A 17670-nucleotide genomic window follows, 5' to 3' on the forward strand; every position below is an offset into this window, starting at 1 on the left:
TCAGTTTCTTCTTATTTACCTATTAAGCACACCTTGTGAGAGCGTCTCACAAGGTGTGTTCGTTTAATTATTTTAGACGTTCTACGTCACGGGCAATCATTAACTCTTCATCAGTTGGTACTAATAGAAGCTTGATTTTTGAATCATCAGTTGAGATAACTGCTTCTTCACCGTGTACATTATTTTTGTCATCATCGATTTCACAACCAAACCAAGTCATGCCATCAATAATATCTTTACGAACGCCAACTGCATTTTCACCGATTCCAGCAGTAAAGACAATCGCATCAACACCATTCATAACAGTGACATAGCTACCAATGTATTTACGAATACGATCGATAAAAATGTTGTATGCTGTTTGAACTTCAGGTTTATCTAAGTTTGATTGAATATCACGCATGTCACTTGATAAGCCATTTGTTAAACCTAATAGACCAGATTTTTTGTTTAAAATATCAACCATGTCTTGCACATCAGTCAAGCCAAGTTTTGTCATTAAATAAGGCAATAGTGACGCATCAACATCCCCTGAACGAGTCCCCATTGTAACACCAGCAAGAGGAGTGAAGCCCATCGATGTATCGACTGATTTACCACCATCAACTGCAGTGATTGAAGCACCATTTCCTAAGTGACAAGTGATAATTTTTAAGTCTTCAATTGGACGACCTAACATTTCCGCAGCACGTTGAGAGACATAACGATGACTTGTTCCATGTGCTCCATATTTACGAGCAGCAAATTTTTCATAGTATTCACGAGGTACACTATATAAATAGTTGTGTTCTGGCATTGTTGTGTGGAACGACGTATCAAAGACTGCCACGCTAATGATTTCTGGTAAGATATGTTTAAATGCTTTAATCCCCATCGCATTCGCTGGATTGTGTAAAGGTGCTAATTCAGATAAAGCTTCAATTTTTTCTAATACTTCGTCTGTAATAACAACAGAATCTTTAAATTCTTCTCCACCAGCAACTACACGGTGACCAACACCAGTAATTTCATCATAAGAACCTAAAATGTTTAAGTCGATTAATTGGTCTAGTAACATTTTTACTGCCACTTCATGGTTATCAATATCAACAATTACTTCATATTTTTGTCCTTCACCATATTTAATTGTGAAGATAGAATCTTTTAAGCCAATACGTTCAACGATTCCTTTAGCGATCACTTCTTCATTTGGCATTTGGTATAATTGCCATTTTAAACTTGAACTACCTGCATTAATTGCAATTGTTTTAGACATAATTTTCTCCTCTTCGTTACTATTTTATTTTAAATTTGAAGCTTTCCAAGCTTCAAATTGTTTAAAGAACTCCGTTACTTTATTGATATCTTTCAAAGAGGCAAGTTTTGCTAACAAAACTTCCTTCACTTGCTCAGCATCTGCACCCTTGTTTTGAACAAGCAAGATACTTTTACGTGATTGTTCTGACTTAAACAATTCATCAGGTAACTGTATCATTCCTTGTAAATAGACATTTTTTGTCAACCAATTTTTAAAGAATTCACTTTGCTCAGTCTCTAAAATATTGGTCGGGATTAAGAATAAGCCAAACCCTGCTGGCTTCACATATTTCATGGCTTGCTCCATTAATAAATGATGCGCATAACTATGGCCTTCCTCCGCAGCAGCAGCAAATCCCTTTGCTCGCTCATCATTTGGATAATAGCCAATTGGCAAATCACTTAATGCTAAATCAACTGGATCTAATAACAAATCTTGCAATCCGTCTTGATGGAACAACTGAATATTGGCTTGTGACCAAGCATTGTTCACAGAAGATACTGCCAGAAGTGTTTCGTCGATATCCACACCATAACCAGAAACTTTGTAACCAGCTGTTTCAAGGTTCAGCAGAACCGTTAACAGTAAATTTCCCATTCCTGAAGCAGGATCTAAAATTTTTAATGGCTCTGATTTATTTGTTAATTGTTCTACTAAATAAACAAACAAAAAGCCAATACCGTCTGGCGTCAATTGATGATTTGCTTGAAGCTGCTCTTTTCTCGTTCCTTTTAACAAAAGTAATTGGGACAAGCGTCGCACATCTTCAGGAGCTAAATCAATTTTTTTAATCGTATGATACAGCGTTTCTAATTGTTTCACTGTCTCTGGATTAGGTACTCCGTCAAGTACTCGTACTTGAAAATCATCTAAAATATTTTCACCATTTTCAATATACGCATCTAAAAAAGAAGTATCCAATGACTGTTGCAATAACTGGATTGCTTGTTCCATTGGCTCGAAAGCCTCTTCAATTTTTTCTGGGAACAAATTAGCACCTCTATTCTATTCAAAATGTAACAACTTCCATACCTGTTTTATTTTAACGAAAAAAGAAAGAATAATCAATGCCTTTACTGTCTTTCTTCTAAAATCTAATAATTTGTAGAAAAACAACGCTATTCCAGTATTGTTTCCGCTTTTTTTTAATGAGAAACTCTCTCTTGATATTGGTATTTTCGACCAGATTTGTTTAATAAAACAGTTATTCTTAATTGTTCATTTTTGTATGTATAATCGAGGGTTACTTGCGCGTATAAGAGCCTTTCTTCTGTTTTTAACTTTCGTCTATTTTGTTTAACATCTGCAAGAAATAAATGAAGGATACTTTTCCCTGCATAGTATTCCTGGGTAGCTTGCGTAAATTTTTGTGTTAACTGACGTTCTTCTAGTAACTGAAGGGTGAGAAAACTCATTAAATAAACAAAGGCCACAGCCGTGAACAATAAGTTTCCTGAATATTTTTGCCTCATTAAAATTCTCCCTTTATTGGAAAAGAACTATCAAATGTTTTTCCAGAAGTAAAAGTAACTTCCAAAGTAAACGATTGTCCTTCATTTTTAAACTGTCCATTTTTGATACCAATTAACAGCGGTTGGTAGCCTTTACCATTGACTCGCTTAATAATTTTATCTTCTTTGATTTGAATTGAAATAGTCTTGTTTGTTTCTGAGTCTAGGAAAGAAATCTCTTGCGCAGAGCCTGTTTGGAAAACGAGCTTTTGACATTCTTTTTCTAATTGAATTAAAAAAATATGCCAGGATTTCGAATCATTGTTTTTCAAATATTGATTTCCGATAAAACTTTGTTGAATCATCAACTGAAACAATTGACACATACAACTTAAAACGACTAGTGCCACTAAACACTCTAACATCGTAAAACCCGCATATTTTTTATTCACCAATCAAAATCGCTCCTCTTGAATCTGTGACTTTTAGTATCCTTCTTCCCTCGTTCTCCATCAAAGAAAATCGGTAAGTTTCTCCTTGATATATCCGCTCTTTGAAACGTAAATCACCCGTCTGCTCTAAAAATAAAATTGCTTCGTATCCTAGACGAGTGCGCGTTAATTCTTGCTCCCGTTGATAATTTTGCTGAATTAATTGTGTAATAGTCAGGGAGAATATCCCTGCTACCACACATACAATACTAAAACTAACGAGACTCTCTAATAAAATAAAACCGCTATAAATAGTTAATTTTCTTCGTATATTTGCCACTCCCCATCTGAAATTGTAAAATAAGTTGCTGTTTCTTTTCAGTCCAAGTAAAAATATATTTCACTAAACGGCCATTGTTTCCTGACGAATGAAGAAAACTAAGTTTGCTTGGGCCACTCACTGTCATTTTTTCAGGTACAGCTAGCGAAGTCCTTCGAGCTGATTGGTTCAATTTATCAGGAAATGAAAAGCTTTGTTGTTCTTCAAAAAACCAAACTTCTTGTGTTTCCTCTAAAACAATTGCTTGCTGTTGCGCAAAACGAAGTTGTTTTTCTACCGTAGCAAGAAACTGTTCAATTTTTAATGTTTCTTGCCAGCGGTGAATAGCGAGTGTTGGGAGCATAGTCATAAAGCAAACAATCGTTAAACTAGCAAGTGTTTCCATTAATGTGAATCCTGCTGACTTGTTCATTGCTTTTCTGCTGTATAGTTATCTAACTGCTCTTTAGTAATGTAGCCTTCGTTGACTAATTCATTTAAGGAAGGCGTCTTATTTTTTTCTAGTGTGTAGAGCTCGATTTGTGATTCTACAATTTTTACGATTGCTTCATTGCCTTTTTTGTCAACTGTTTCTTTATGTTTCGCTAAGTTAGGGACAAAAAGTAAAATCAATACGGAAATAATCAATAAGACAATCAACATTTCTAATAATGTAAACCCTGCGTATTTTTGTTTCTTTTTCATTATAAAACTCCTTCCATATTGCCATAAATAGGCAGCAACATTGCCCCATAAACACCGATAATTAAACAAGCAATTATGATAAAAATAAATGGTTGAACAAGAGTAATGACTCGTTCAATTTTTTTGAAAAAACCTTGGAAACAGACATTACTATAAACCATCAACTCCTTGCCTAATTTTCCTTTTACTTCTCCTTGTTGAATCATTAAACCCAATGCTTTTGTAAAAAAAGGATAAGCAGCTAATTGTCTATGTAAGGTTTCACCAACTAGCAGACCTTCACTAATTGCTCCAGCTAATTCTTTCATTAAGGGGTAATTGGTTGTATGGCGCATCAAATCGATGACTTCTTTCATTTCTAATCCTTGTGCGAGCAACTTCCCCCATTCTAGTGCAAAAAAAGCACTGACGTATTCCCGATAAAGGCCACGGATAATGGGCAATTTCAGATAAATGAACGCTCGCTGAATAGCAGACTGACGCTTCAAATAACGGCTTAAAATAAAGAAACTAAATGAGAGGACAAAAACTAAGGTAACCAGAATGTACGGACTGTACACAATCATAAGAATCCCAATATTTTTAGAATAACTATTGGCATCATTTTCCATTAATTGGGGCAATAAAAATTGCCGAATACCAACAATGACGAGAATCAAAAAAACAATCAGGAGCAGCGGATAACTAATTATTTTATAGAACTGTTGCCAATATTTTTCCGTTTGAAAAAAATGTTCGGAAATCGCTTGTAGTGTCCCTACCAAATCCCCGTGTGCGGTAGCAAACGACAATTGTGCCGAGACCATTGTTGAAAACCCTAATTCTTCGACTAAAGCTTGTAAGGCAATGCCTGAGGAAAAACCTTCAACTAAAAAAGTTATACTGTGCTGGGGTAATGCGTTTGATTTTTTCATGAAGGAAAAACTTTCTTGTATATTAAAACCATTTGCAAGCAAATCCGCTAATAGTTTCAGAAAAAGCTGCTGTTGTTTTTTCGTTAATTTATTCGATGGCTTGAAAATACGTTTTTTCTGTAATAAACCCATACGCCCACGCCTTTCTTAGATTCTTTTGCCAACTACTCTTTATAACGGCTTCCTTAAAGAAGAAATAATCATAAAGAATTCCCGCTACTTGTTCCTTATTAATCGTGGTTGTCAAAATCTGTTGATAAATGATACCTTGCAAGCATTCGGCCAATTCATGCTCTGGGCCACCTAATTCTATCAAACGCCGTTGCACCCCCAATAAGTTACGGGCGTGAATTGTCGCAAAAATAGTATGACCCGTTAAGGCGGCTCGAATAACTGCTTGAGCCGTCTCGCCATCACGAATTTCACCAATAATCAAAATATCAGGATGATGGCGCAAGCAAACTTTTATCAAGGCTTCGTACGTTAACTGAATTTTTTCATTTGTTTGCAACTGTAAAAACTGTTTTTCCTCAATTTCAACAGGATCCTCAATCGCTATCACTTGTTGTTCGCCACTTCTTTGTTTAGCCACACGATACATGGTTGTTGTTTTCCCGGAACCAACTGGCCCACTGAATAAATAAAGTCCTCGTTTCTGACAAGATGCTTCAATTTCATTTAGCTGGTGGGGAAAGAAAAAATGTTCAGCTTGTTCACCGAATCGGTGCAAAAAACGAATCACTAAGCTCTCTCGATTCTGAAAATCTCCCACAGATGATAAACGCAAGCGTTGCTTCATCTCGCCAATTAGATAAGTTGTCGCGCCTAATTGTGCTTTTCGTCTTTCTCCGACATCCATGCCGCCTATAAATTTAAAGTGGAAAATTAACTTTTCGCCTATTTCTGCGGAAACTTGTGTGTAAGGTGTCCGTTGCATCCCTGTCCGAAAAGAGATAGCTATTTCGGTATCATTGGGTAAAAAATAAACGTCTTGTGCCCCATGAAGGACGCCCCATTCAATTAATTGATGGGCCAATTTTTTTACATTTTCAGTCATTCATTTCCTCCTCTCACTAATAAACTACGCATTTATTTTATGATTTCAGCAAAAAAAAGAACCTTCACCAATAAGATGAAGGTTCTTTTTTGAAGTTTGCGCTGTCCATCTATCTTCCCCAAAATAGTGGAACTACTAGACACTTAGTATTATACTAAAAAAATTTTGCGTTTAGTTTTCAAAAATTTCTCTGAATCACAAAATTTTTGAGAAAAACTATGAGAATCAGATCGGATCGTTTACATTTTTGGCTTCGTTTTTTGTTTATTAACTAAATAAACTGGAATTCCTAGAAGCGTAATTCCTATACCAATCAATGCTAGAATAGGCTGTGTAATACTCGTTGTAACCAAGATAAAGATACCACCTAGACTTGCGATAATTGGAATAATTGGATAGCCAGGAACTTTATACGGTCGTTTTAATTCAGGTTCTCGTTTTCTTAAAATAAAAACGGCTAAGAAAATTAATAGATTAAACAGCCACATAACAAAAACTAACATATCCGTCAATAAATCGAAGGTTCCGAAAAACATCATAATAATGGCTACAGCTAACTGGAAAATTCCAGCAACGTAAGGAACAACAAAGCGTTTAGACAACTTTTGAAACTGTCGACTAAAAGGCATCAGATTATCTAAGGCTAAGGCATAAGGAATCCGAATCCCTGTCATTGTGTAGCCGTTTAACGCACCATATACAGAGATTAAAATCCCAATAGTTACGATTTTGCCACCAATTGGTCCAAAAATAGCCACAGAAGCATCCGAAGCTGCATTCAAATTCCCAGCGATTTGCTCAATTGGTAATGTTTTTAGAAACACAAAATTAATTAAGGCATAAATTAAAGTAATCAACAACAAACCAAAAATAATGGCTTTAGGCAAGTCTCTTTCTGGTCGCTTCATTTCACCAGCCACGTTACCCACACCTAGCCAGCCATCATAAGCAAACATGGTAGCAACTAAGGCGCCACTAAAAGCAACTAAAAAGCCAGTATTCGCTGTTGTTTCAATCGGAAAAAGCGAAACAGCTACTTGTCCTGGAGTAAATAACCCCACTAAAGAAATCAAGGCAATTGGAATCAGTTTTACTACCAATGTCGTTGATTGGACCAAAGAAGCAATTTTTGTTCCTAATAAATTAATTACGGTGATACTAGTTCCCGCAAGAATGGCAATCGGGATCAATAAATTTGCCGATAGATGAAACAAATTGATTAGTTGTGTACTAAAAATAATGGATAACGCCGAAATGTTGGCAGGATAATAAATGATACTTTGTGCCCACCCTAAAAGAAAACCAGCTAATTTACCATATGTATATTCAATATACTTCACTGCGCCACCTGTTTCAGGGATTGCTGTAGCAAGTTCGGCGCTGGTTAATCCTGCACAAATGGTTAAGGCACCACCTAACACCCAAGCAAAGATAGCTAAACTAGCTGACTGTGCGTGTCCAACGACACTCGCAGCTTTAAAGAAAACACCAGCACCAATCACCGTACCCATTACCGTGGATAACGCACCAAACGTTGTTATCTCTCTTTTTAATTGCTTTTTCTCCATAGACTCCCTCATTTCATCTAAAATAAACAAGCGTAACAAAATTTCCACTTTCTTGAAAAAATAACGAAAATAATAGCTGTTTTCATGAAAAATTCTGTAACGATCTCTTTTCAGTATAGCTATTTCTTTTAGAATTTCAAGTTTGAAAACCACAAAAAGAAAATTTGTCATAAAAGTTTTAGAGCATTCATCTTTTGTTTATAAACAAGAATTGAGAAATTTACGATTTTTCATTAAATAAATAAAAAATCGGATCAAAAAGAAACCTTTTTGATCCGATTTTAACTACGTTATTGGTTTTTGACTTTTTCTTTTTTCATTTGTTTGCTGCGTAATTGTCCGCAAGCCGCATCAATATCTGTTCCGTGCTCTTTACGAATAACACAATTGATGCCATTCTTTTTGAGTACATCATAAAATTTTAATACCGCTTCTTTAGAGCTTCGGCTATATTGATCGTGTTCACTCACTGGGTTATACGGAATCAGATTAACATAAGAAAGTTTTTTCTTATTCCGTAGTAAATCTGCTAATTGTTGAGCATGTTCTGGTCGGTCGTTCACTTGACTCAACATAATATATTCAAATGTAACACGTCGGTTGGTTTTTTCAATGTATTCATCAATTGCTGCCATTAATTTTTCAATTGGAAAACTACGATTAATCCGCATAATTGATGTACGGACTTCGTTGTTAGGAGCATGTAATGAGATTGCTAAGTTTACTTGTAGTCCACTGTCTGCAAATTCACGAATTTTTGGCACTAAACCACTTGTTGAAACTGTAATATGGCGGGCACCAATAGCCAAGCCTTTATCATCATTAATCGTTCGTAAAAAGTTCATGACATTGGCATAATTATCAAATGGTTCACCAATTCCCATCACAACGACATGGCTAACACGTTCATCCAACCCACGTTCATCGAAATAATGTTGCACCCACATAATTTGGGCAACAATCTCGCCAGCAGTTAAATCTCTTTGTTTTTTTAATAGCCCACTAGCACAAAATGTACACCCAATATTGCAGCCAACTTGAGTGGTCACACAAACAGATAATCCATACTCTTGACGCATCAAGACTGTTTCAATCATATTTTTATCTGGTAATTCAAATAAATATTTCACGGTACCATCTTGCGCTTCTTGCACAATGACTTGTTTTAATGGATTTAATGAAAAATTTTCTTCTAATAAAGTCATCAACGTTTTAGGAATGTTCGACATTTCACTAAATGAAGCAACACGTTTTGTATACAACCATTCCCACACTTGTGTTGCGCGAAATTTCTTCTCGCCATGGGCTAAAAACCAGTCCACAAGCTGTTCTCTCGTCAGTCCATAAATGGATTCTTTCTGCATTTCTTTTCCTCATTTCTGCTATTACATTCGCTTCATAACTATAACGTATTCTCACTTTGAATGCAATATCACGAAGAGCCTCAAAAAAAATCGTTAAGCACGCATGCTTAACGATTTTTTATAATTAATCTTTCACTAAGTGATAAACTTTTTTGAAGTAGAACGTTCTGGCAATTAAATAGTAAACGACCTGAATCAATAAGAAAACGCCTAAAACTTCCCAGCCAGCTAATTGCATTGGCTGATCTAAGACAGCATACATTGCTTTCAAAGCAACAGCTCCATGAATAAATGAAACAACAATTGGGGTAAAGAATAAAATACCTACTTGTTGGTAAATCATTTTCTTCAATTCTTTTTTCGTCAAGCCAAGTTTGTAAATCATCTTGAATTTTTCAACGTCCGTATTCATATCACTGTATAAACGGAAGTATAAGAAACTACCCGCCGAAACAAAGAACACGATACCGATAAATAGTCCGACAAAAAGAACTGGCGTATAAAATTGCGTAATACCTGCAACTGTAGCCGCGGTTCCTAGTAACATTGGGTATTTTTCACCAATAATATTTTCAGCATCAATTAAGGTTTCTTTATCTGTGCCTTCTTTTGGTTGCCAAATCGTTTCTGTTTCCTCTTTAATTCCATCTGTTGAGGTACTATCTGGGATAACAACCACACCGCCAAAAGTCGGTAATACATTGGTTTCTTCTGTTTTATCAATGTTTAAAACTTGATCATTTCCCAATTGAACAGATTTGACATCTACTGATGCAGCAGAAGGAGCATCTTTTTGTGATAAATTAACTACTTTCTCACCTGTTAAAGTTGGTTCATCTATAAATTTTGCGAGTTTATTATATTCAGATGTTTTGATTAATTGGATACCGGCACTTGTTTTGTACATTGTGTAATCAATCTGATCAAACTGAATATTTTTTTCTTGGAATGTTTTTGTCGCAAATTGTTTCATTTCTTGATTTTCTGGATTGGTCGAATCAGACAATGTCAGTTCGTACGGTACAGAACTTATTCCTTTAAAAATCATCTCATTCACGCCGTATAACGTTCCAATGGCAGCAAAAGCAACCGTTGATATCACCGAAACCAAGAAGAACGAACGTGCATTATCTTTCATGCGGAATGCTAAATCTGATAAAACGACCATATTGGTTTTTTTCCAAAAGATTTTTGGTTTCCGTTTTAAACGTTCAATGACAGAAACACTCAATTGGTCAAATAAGAATTTTGTCCCTAAAATAACTAAGAAAATTACTGGGAACATCACCATTAAAACCAACTGTCCCTTAGCAACTAAAGCAATTCCGTAACCGACAACTAAAAGCAACACGGCTAAGAAAGATTTAACTTTAGAGCTTTTGATTTCACCTTTACCCATTTCCCCTGCTTTTAATAGCTCTTGAAGTGTCGCTTTTGGCAAGCGGAATTGAATAAAGAAAGAAATTACTAAGAACAAGACCGCAAATGAAATGACAGTAATGATAAATGGCATCACTGGCAAATAAAAACCTAAACCTAGATGCATCAATAAATTGCTAATCCATAAAATAAACTGTGAAAATCCAACACCTAAAATGCTACCAAAAATTGTAGCAAAGAAACCAATCACTAAGTTTTCAATAAAAATCATTTTCTTTAACTGTTTTGGACTCATCCCTTGAATCATCAAGGTTCCAAACTCTTTTTTCCGAGATTGGATAAAGACATCCATCGAGTATAAAACGAATAAGAAAGAGAAACCATAGATTATAATAGCCGCAGCCGTCATTCCCATTTGTGCTTTAGGATTTAAACCATTAGCTAAGGCTGGGTGAAAGACAAAACCAGTGAACGTAAAAAAGATCATCACAGAAAACATTGTACTTAGGAAATAAGCTAAGTATAAATGCTTATTTCGAATCGTGTTTCTTATAACAAACTGATTAAAATTCATTATCGACACCTTCAATCTCAGCCAGTTTCACCATGATTAAATCGTAGAACTCTTTTTGGTTGCCGTTTTGGACAATTTCATCGATTAATTCACCATCTTTAATAAAGACGATGCGCTTGCAATAACTTGCGGCTAGCGGATCATGGGTCACCATTAAAATAGTCGCCGCTTCTTCTTCGTTTAATTGTTGTAACAAGCCCATCACATCCTTAGATGATTTCGTATCTAAGTTTCCTGTTGGTTCATCAGCCAATAATAATTGTGGATGATGAATCATTGCCCGAGCAACGGCGACCCGTTGTGCTTGTCCACCAGAAATTTCTGCAATTCGTTTTTTCAACAGATGATTGATACCTAAACGCTCACTTAATTCTGCTAATTGTCGTTTCATTACAGAGACTTTTTCTCCATCAAGTGTCAATGGCAAAATAATATTTTCTTCAACAGTTAATGTTGGCATTAAATTAAAGCTTTGAAAAACAAATCCTAATTCTGTACGACGGAATTTAGCAATTTGTTCTTGATTCAAATTGTTTGGATTTTTTCCATTTAAAAGTATTTCACCGTCTGTTGGACTATCGATTGTTGCCAATAAATTTAAAAGTGTACTTTTCCCACTTCCAGAAGGTCCCATAATACCAATAAATTCACCATCTTGGACAGTTAAATTAATCCCTTTTAAAGCTTCATATTTAATTTCGTTTCCGTAAACTTTTTTCAAATTTTGTACTTCTAACATATTTTCCACTCCTATTCTTCTCACTCATTTAGTGTATCGAAAACGAAAAAAAACGACAATAGAAAAGAATAACAATGAACTTACATTACTGTAAGTGCACTGTTATTCTTTTAAAAGTTATGCTTCATATTCAATCACATAAGGATGAATCTTCGTATTATAAATAGCTTCTGAATATTCTACGCAACGACCTGTTGGGCTTAACGAACGCCGAATTCTTTTTAAGCCCGTTGTTTCAGTTGTTTGCAACATCTTTTGCTCTGCTTCTGTCAAAGTTGCAACTTCAAAACGGTCTTCAAATTTATAAATTTCAATGGCATGTCGATCCATCAAACGATACAAGGATTCTTCTTTGTATTCAGTCAATGATACGTCTTTCATGGCAGCTGGCAAATAGTAATTAAAATAAATATAGGGTTGTTCATCGATTAGATATAACCGTGAAAGGTGAACCACTTCTTCTCCTAAAAATTGATAAGCCGGCATCTCTTTTGACAACGTCAAGTTTTCAACTTGTAAAACTTTTTTGGTTACTTTCTGACCTGATTCATTCAAAAATTCAGTGAATGTCCCTGCTTTTGATAGTTTATTATAGGGACGATTGCTTAACACAGTTGTGCCTCGGCCACTTTTTTTCTCAACAAATTCTTCTGTTGCTAACATTTCGATTGCCCGCCGAATCGTAATTTTACTAACATTAAACATCTCTTCCAATTCTGTTTCTGTTGGTAAAAACGTTCCTACTGGATACTTGCCACTCAAAATATCTTCTTTAATCTGATCTGCTACTTCTAAATAAAGCACGCTCTTTCTTCTCATGATACGCTCCCTCCCAACCGCACTATTCCTTTCTATTTTACCAGAAAATGATGATTATAACATGATGCTTTGCTGAAATTATAAAAAAAGAACAAAAATAGATAAATTTATCTATTTTTGTTCTTTTTGTTTATTGTTCTGGTGTTTCAGGTGCTGCCTCTTCTGATTCCGCTTGTAGAAAGACTTTTCTTGGTTTGCTACCTTCTGATGGTCCAATAACTCCGTGTGCTTCCAATTCATCTACTAAGCGAGCCGCACGATTATAGCCAATTCTAAAACGTCTTTGTAGCAATGAAATACTAGCTGTTTGCATTTCAACTACCAAGTTTTTCGCTTCTTCAAACAACTCATCTTGAGGAGCTTCACCACCGCCTGAAGTGGTCGGTTCATCTGTTGGCATCATGCTTTCTTGATATTCAGCTTCTTGTTGGTCCGTTACAAACGCAACCACTCGTTCAACTTCTTGATCAGAGATAAAGGCCCCTTGGATACGAATTGGTTTATTTTCTCCCATTGGTAAGAAGAGCATATCGCCTCGACCTAATAGTTTCTCCGCCCCGTTGGTATCAATAATGGTACGCGAGTCTGTCCCACTTGAGACCGCAAAAGCCATTCGAGAAGGGACATTTGCTTTGATGATTCCTGTAATGACATCCACACTTGGCCGTTGTGTCGCTAAAATCATATGAATACCTGCTGCCCGTGCCATTTGGGCTAAACGGATAATCGCATCTTCTACTTCGTTACTTGCCACCATCATTAAATCAGCTAACTCATCAACAATGACAACAATAAATGGTAGAATCGGACGATTTTCGCCATCTTCCGCATTTTTCTGTTGAATTAGTTGATTGTAACCAGTAATATTTCGGACACCTGTTGCTGCAAATTTTTCATAACGAAATTCCATTTCTTGAACTACTTTTTGCAGGGCTTGTGCCGCTTTTCTCGGATTAGTAACCACTGGCGTTAATAAATGAGGAATCCCGTTATACACATTCAATTCCACCATTTTCGGGTCAATCATCATTAATTTTACTTCATGGGGTTTCGCTTGCATCAAAATACCTGTGATGATGCCATTGATAGCAACCGATTTCCCACTCCCTGTCGATCCCGCAATTAATAAATGCGGCATTTTTGATAGATCCGCAGTTTGAACCATCCCTGAAATATCTCGACCTAAAGGTACTTCTAATAGTTTATCTGGATGACTTGGTTGTGCCTCAACAATATCTCTAAAGGATACTGTACTAATTGCACTATTAGGAACTTCAATCCCGATTAGTGATTTCCCAGGAATCGGGGCCTCCATACGAACATCTTTGGCCGCAAGCGCTAAAGCAATGTCATCCGTCAAGTTAACAATTTTGCTAACTTTTACCCCAACAGCGGGTTGAACTTCAAATTTTGTGACAGATGGTCCTAAACTAGCTTTGACTACTTTAGCATCAACACCAAAACTCTTGAAGGTTTGTTCTAAGACGCCAATGTTTTTTTCGATTTTTTCATATTCACCACTTTGATCCGTTGCTTGAATTGTATCTAACAAATCAGTTGGTGGTAGTTGATAATCACGGTCTTCCACTTCTTCAGAAATTTCAAATTCGAGAACACCAGCTTCATCTGCCGCCTCTTCTTCTTGCTCTCGTTGCGGTTTTGTTGCTGCAATTGGTGGTACAGGCATCGCCTGATTTTGCTGTTGAAACGAATCAATTTGAACAGGCGTTGGTGCGGCCGGTTCTTCCACCATTGGTTGGTGGGTTTCAACTGGTGTTTTTGTTAAGCGCTCGGCTGCCGCTTGTTCCATACGTTCCCGCTCTTGTAATTTTTGTTGGGCAGCGGCTTCAATTTTTGCTTGGCGTTCTGCAGCCTTAGCTTCTTTCTTCGCTGCTCGCTTCGCCTCTTTTTCTTCTTGTCGCGCCTGTGATTTTGCCGAAACATGACTTAGGCGGTCTTGAATACTTTGGAAATGATCAACAATTTGCTGAAAATCCCACATACTCATCAAGAAAATACCCGCTAACAGTAGCAAGGTGGCAATTAAATAGCTCCCAAATTGTGCCACCAAAAAGTACGTTCCTTGATAAAGCAGCGCGCCAATTATACCGCCCCCTACGTTTTGCGTCACTTGGTTAGCTTTTAAATCGCTTTGCAAAAATTCCCAAGTGTTACCTAAAATATCTGGTTGACTGCCACTAACATTTCGAAACATAAAGGCATGGAAAAATAACAAAACACTAATATAAATCAGAACAGCCCCAAAAATAGGGCGCCCTCTTTTTAACGGAAAATCTTTCCCATAAATCATGACTAATAAGCCATACAGGATTAGTAAAATCGCTGCAAATGGAAAGGTATTACCTACAACTAAGCGTAAACAATTCGCTAATAACGTGCCTAAAAACCCTAAGCGAAAGAGTCCAAAGACACCGAATAAAATAAAAATCAGGCCAAGAAACATATAATTTAAACGTTCTTGTTGTTGCTGTTGTTTTTTGGTCTTTTTCTTTGTCGTACTTTTTTTCTTATTTGTTGCTCTTTTTTGTGCCATTTAACTTCCCTCTTTCCATCACTTCTCATTATACATAAAAATGGAATCGAACAAAAGTGCCCACCTCATTTTACTTGAAAAATCATGGAAATTTTTTAAAAACTTTCATTTAAGAAAAATGAGCGTGGGACAAAAATCACTTTGAATTTTTGCTCCACGCTCAAAAACTGATAAACGGCGGGAACAGAACCAACTCCTTCGGAAATAAGCCGAAATTCTCCAAAAATTAAAGAGCAATTTTCGGAAATTTCTTCTTATTTCTCGGAGCTAAACGGTTCTGTCCCGACCTCATTATTTCTTATTTTGCTGATTCTTAATGGTATAAGTCGAAACGACCTTTAGCCATCATTTCTTTGGTACCACCTGTTTCAAAGAGCGCTTTGTTCATGATAATTTTTTTCATGAATGAAGCTGGGTATCCTTTAATGTCTGTTTTACCAACAATTCCTAAAGCACGTGTATTTCCGACAGAACAAACAGAACCTTGTGATTTAAAGCTGAAAGGTTTAGTTGCTTCCCCTTTCAATTGTGCTTGAATATTTTTAGCAGCATGAGCGCCCATCTTCAAGGCGATTTGTGCTGTTGTTGGGTAAGGTCGATTGGTTTCTGTATCCATCACTGCTGAGCAGTCACCAATAATATAGACGTTGCTATGGTTCGCATCTGTTAAATCTGGTTGAACCATGACACGACCACGACGAGCTTCAAATCCAGAATCGCCTACAACGTGGCTTCCACTAACACCCGTTGTCCAAATAATTGTTTTAGCAGAAAGTTCTGCCAAGTCGCCTGCTTCGTTATCTTGATAAACAACTGCGCCTGGTTTGATTTCTTTAATCGGTTTACCTAATAATAAATGAATAGCTGAATCTTTTAATAATTGCACACCATAGTTCGCAAGTTTTTCGTTAAACATCGGCAATAGGCGAGTAACTGCTTCGACACAATAAATTTGGATTTGATCTGCTGAGACACCTGCGATTTCAGCAAATTTTGGTTTGTTTTCAACAAGAGAACCTAATAATTCAATCCCTGTAAAGCCTGCTCCACAGACAACAATTTTTAAGAATTCTTCGTTTTGAGTTGCTTTGTATTGACGCATTTGTTCTTGGATATGTTCATACACGTTTAAAGCCGTTTTCACATCTACCATTTGTAGAGCATGTTCTTGCACACCAGGGATACCAAATGATTCTGATTCAAACCCAAGAGAAACAACTAAGTAATCATAATTGATTGTTTGGCCATCTTCTAAAGCAACTGTTTGTGTTGCAGCATCAATTGTTTTAACTGTTCCTTGGATAAAGGTGGTCATTTTTTCATCGACAACATCCATAATATTGTATGTGATTTTTTCAGCTGGTTGTGTTCCAGCAGCAACTTCATGCAAGTCCGTTGCTTCGTAGTGATAGTTATTACGATCCACTAAAGTAATTTCGACGTCTTTGGCGCCTTTTTGTAATTCGCGTAATGTTTTTAAGCCTGCGTAACCAGCACCTAAAATAACAACATGTTTCTTATTCATTTTGATTCCCTTCCACTCTATAAAAAATTTACAGCCACCACAAACCTATGGCAAAAAATAGCACTTGTGCAGTTGCTCCCACAGCTAAGATCTTCACAGCACAAACAAATGTTTTACTCTTCACTTGTTCCTTCAGTAAGGCTTGGGTTTGTTTCCGTACAAAAGGTAAAGTTAAAAGCATGAGTAACATTGTTGGCGGCGTCAATCCTAAACCGACAGCTAACAAAATGGCTAACATTGCTATTGTATTTAATCCGACGAATAATTTCAAAGAACTTGCTTTGCCAAGGTAATGAACTAATGTATATCTCTTGTTATTTTCATCTTCCTCTAAGTCACAGATATTATTTGCTAACATTAAGTTAGCAATGTAACAAGTGTTAGGTAAGGCGACTAAGAAAATCCCCCATAAATTAGCTGCTGACCAATTGAAAACTTCAAACGTATTAATGTAGACACAAATAAGGGTAATCATGAACCCCATTGTAAATCCTGAGAAAACTTCCCCTAATGGTAGACTGGATAAAGGTTTCGGTCCTGATGAATAAAAAATACCAATTAAGTAACAATAAAGACCCATAATTAATAACGGCCAGCCGACAATAAATGACAACCCAATCCCCATTAAAGCAGAAACGAGAATCATCCAAAAAATCATTTTGCGTATTAATGGCAAAGATAAATTTTCTCGACCGATAATATTCGTTTTTTCCTTATAATCATGAACTTCTGTGGCATGATGGTAATCATTATAATTATCTAAAATATCGACCGCCATATTGAAAATAAACATCGCAATGAAAAAAATTAAAACATAGCCGACATGGAGCCGCCCATATTGGTACCAACTAAAACAAATTCCTAACAAAAATGGCAAAACACTAGCTGTTTTTGCTTTTAATTCTACTAATTCAAAAAATATTTCTCGATTCAAACTATCCCTCCGCTACTTTTTTACAAACTTTGTTACTTT

At 36.3% G+C, this 17670-nt stretch carries 17 protein-coding genes; all 17 read right to left on the bottom strand.

Annotation, left to right across the window (positions count from 1 at the left end; translation table 11 throughout):
* Nucleotides 1-67: 67 nt before the first annotated feature.
* The 17 genes from IGL07_RS08710 to IGL07_RS08790 all read right to left on the bottom strand — a co-directional run bounded on the left by IGL07_RS08710 (nucleotide 68) and on the right by IGL07_RS08790 (nucleotide 17631).
* Nucleotides 68-1255: an acetate/propionate family kinase gene (locus IGL07_RS08710; RefSeq protein ID WP_002357064.1), complete on the bottom strand. Its 1188-nt coding sequence runs from the start codon at nucleotides 1253-1255 to the stop codon at nucleotides 68-70.
* Nucleotides 1256-1279: 24 nt separating this feature from the next.
* Nucleotides 1280-2287, bottom strand: coding sequence for a class I SAM-dependent methyltransferase (locus IGL07_RS08715; protein ID WP_002357063.1), 1008 nt, complete (start codon nucleotides 2285-2287; stop codon nucleotides 1280-1282).
* Between the two features lie 155 nt (nucleotides 2288-2442).
* Entirely contained in the window at nucleotides 2443-2769 is a 327-nt protein-coding gene (gene comGG, locus IGL07_RS08720; RefSeq protein ID WP_010817419.1) for a competence type IV pilus minor pilin ComGG, read from the bottom strand.
* On the bottom strand, nucleotides 2769-3203 hold the full coding sequence (gene comGF / locus IGL07_RS08725) for a competence type IV pilus minor pilin ComGF (protein WP_002366893.1): 435 nt from the start codon (nucleotides 3201-3203) through the stop codon (nucleotides 2769-2771). The genes comGG and comGF overlap by 1 nt, the downstream gene beginning before the upstream one ends.
* Nucleotides 3193-3519: a type II secretion system protein gene (locus tag IGL07_RS08730; RefSeq protein ID WP_025189556.1), complete on the bottom strand. Its 327-nt coding sequence runs from the start codon at nucleotides 3517-3519 to the stop codon at nucleotides 3193-3195. Before IGL07_RS08730 ends, comGF begins: the two co-directional genes overlap by 11 nt.
* Entirely contained in the window at nucleotides 3485-3931 is a 447-nt protein-coding gene (comGD, locus tag IGL07_RS08735; protein ID WP_002366895.1) for a competence type IV pilus minor pilin ComGD, read from the bottom strand. Before comGD ends, IGL07_RS08730 begins: the two co-directional genes overlap by 35 nt.
* Nucleotides 3928-4203: a competence type IV pilus major pilin ComGC gene (gene comGC, locus IGL07_RS08740; protein WP_010817453.1), complete on the bottom strand. Its 276-nt coding sequence runs from the start codon at nucleotides 4201-4203 to the stop codon at nucleotides 3928-3930. The genes comGD and comGC overlap by 4 nt, the downstream gene beginning before the upstream one ends.
* Nucleotides 4203-5249, bottom strand: a complete 1047-nt coding sequence (gene comGB, locus IGL07_RS08745) for a competence type IV pilus assembly protein ComGB (protein WP_010817454.1) — start codon at nucleotides 5247-5249, stop codon at nucleotides 4203-4205. The genes comGC and comGB overlap by 1 nt, the downstream gene beginning before the upstream one ends.
* Nucleotides 5206-6174 (bottom strand): competence type IV pilus ATPase ComGA, encoded by a 969-nt coding sequence (gene comGA / locus IGL07_RS08750; RefSeq protein ID WP_010712613.1) that lies wholly within the window; start codon nucleotides 6172-6174, stop codon nucleotides 5206-5208. Before comGA ends, comGB begins: the two co-directional genes overlap by 44 nt.
* Before the next feature lie 239 nt (nucleotides 6175-6413).
* Entirely contained in the window at nucleotides 6414-7742 is a 1329-nt protein-coding gene (locus IGL07_RS08755) for an APC family permease (RefSeq protein ID WP_002377056.1), read from the bottom strand.
* Between the two features lie 290 nt (nucleotides 7743-8032).
* Nucleotides 8033-9106 (bottom strand): 23S rRNA (adenine(2503)-C(2))-methyltransferase RlmN, encoded by a 1074-nt coding sequence (gene rlmN / locus IGL07_RS08760; protein ID WP_010817455.1) that lies wholly within the window; start codon nucleotides 9104-9106, stop codon nucleotides 8033-8035.
* A gap of 124 nt (nucleotides 9107-9230) precedes the next feature.
* Nucleotides 9231-11060, bottom strand: a complete 1830-nt coding sequence (locus IGL07_RS08765; protein WP_010712614.1) for an ABC transporter permease — start codon at nucleotides 11058-11060, stop codon at nucleotides 9231-9233.
* Nucleotides 11050-11799 carry an ABC transporter ATP-binding protein gene (locus tag IGL07_RS08770; RefSeq protein ID WP_002381711.1) on the bottom strand — a complete coding sequence of 250 codons (750 nt, stop codon included), beginning with the start codon at nucleotides 11797-11799 and terminating at the stop codon, nucleotides 11050-11052. Before IGL07_RS08770 ends, IGL07_RS08765 begins: the two co-directional genes overlap by 11 nt.
* 117 nt (nucleotides 11800-11916) lie before the next feature.
* The gene (locus IGL07_RS08775) at nucleotides 11917-12618 is read right to left on the bottom strand and encodes a GntR family transcriptional regulator (protein WP_002356983.1); all 702 of its coding nucleotides are present in this window, start codon (nucleotides 12616-12618) and stop codon (nucleotides 11917-11919) included.
* Between the two features lie 130 nt (nucleotides 12619-12748).
* Entirely contained in the window at nucleotides 12749-15172 is a 2424-nt protein-coding gene (locus IGL07_RS08780; protein WP_010817456.1) for a DNA translocase FtsK, read from the bottom strand.
* 313 nt (nucleotides 15173-15485) lie between these two features.
* The gene (locus IGL07_RS08785; RefSeq protein ID WP_002360017.1) at nucleotides 15486-16697 is read right to left on the bottom strand and encodes an NAD(P)/FAD-dependent oxidoreductase; all 1212 of its coding nucleotides are present in this window, start codon (nucleotides 16695-16697) and stop codon (nucleotides 15486-15488) included.
* A gap of 28 nt (nucleotides 16698-16725) precedes the next feature.
* Entirely contained in the window at nucleotides 16726-17631 is a 906-nt protein-coding gene (locus IGL07_RS08790; RefSeq protein WP_002360016.1) for a prenyltransferase, read from the bottom strand.
* Between the last annotated feature and the right edge of the window lie 39 nt (nucleotides 17632-17670).

This window comes from Enterococcus sp. DIV1368f (genome assembly GCF_051712245.1).
Lineage (GTDB): Bacteria > Bacillota > Bacilli > Lactobacillales > Enterococcaceae > Enterococcus > Enterococcus faecalis.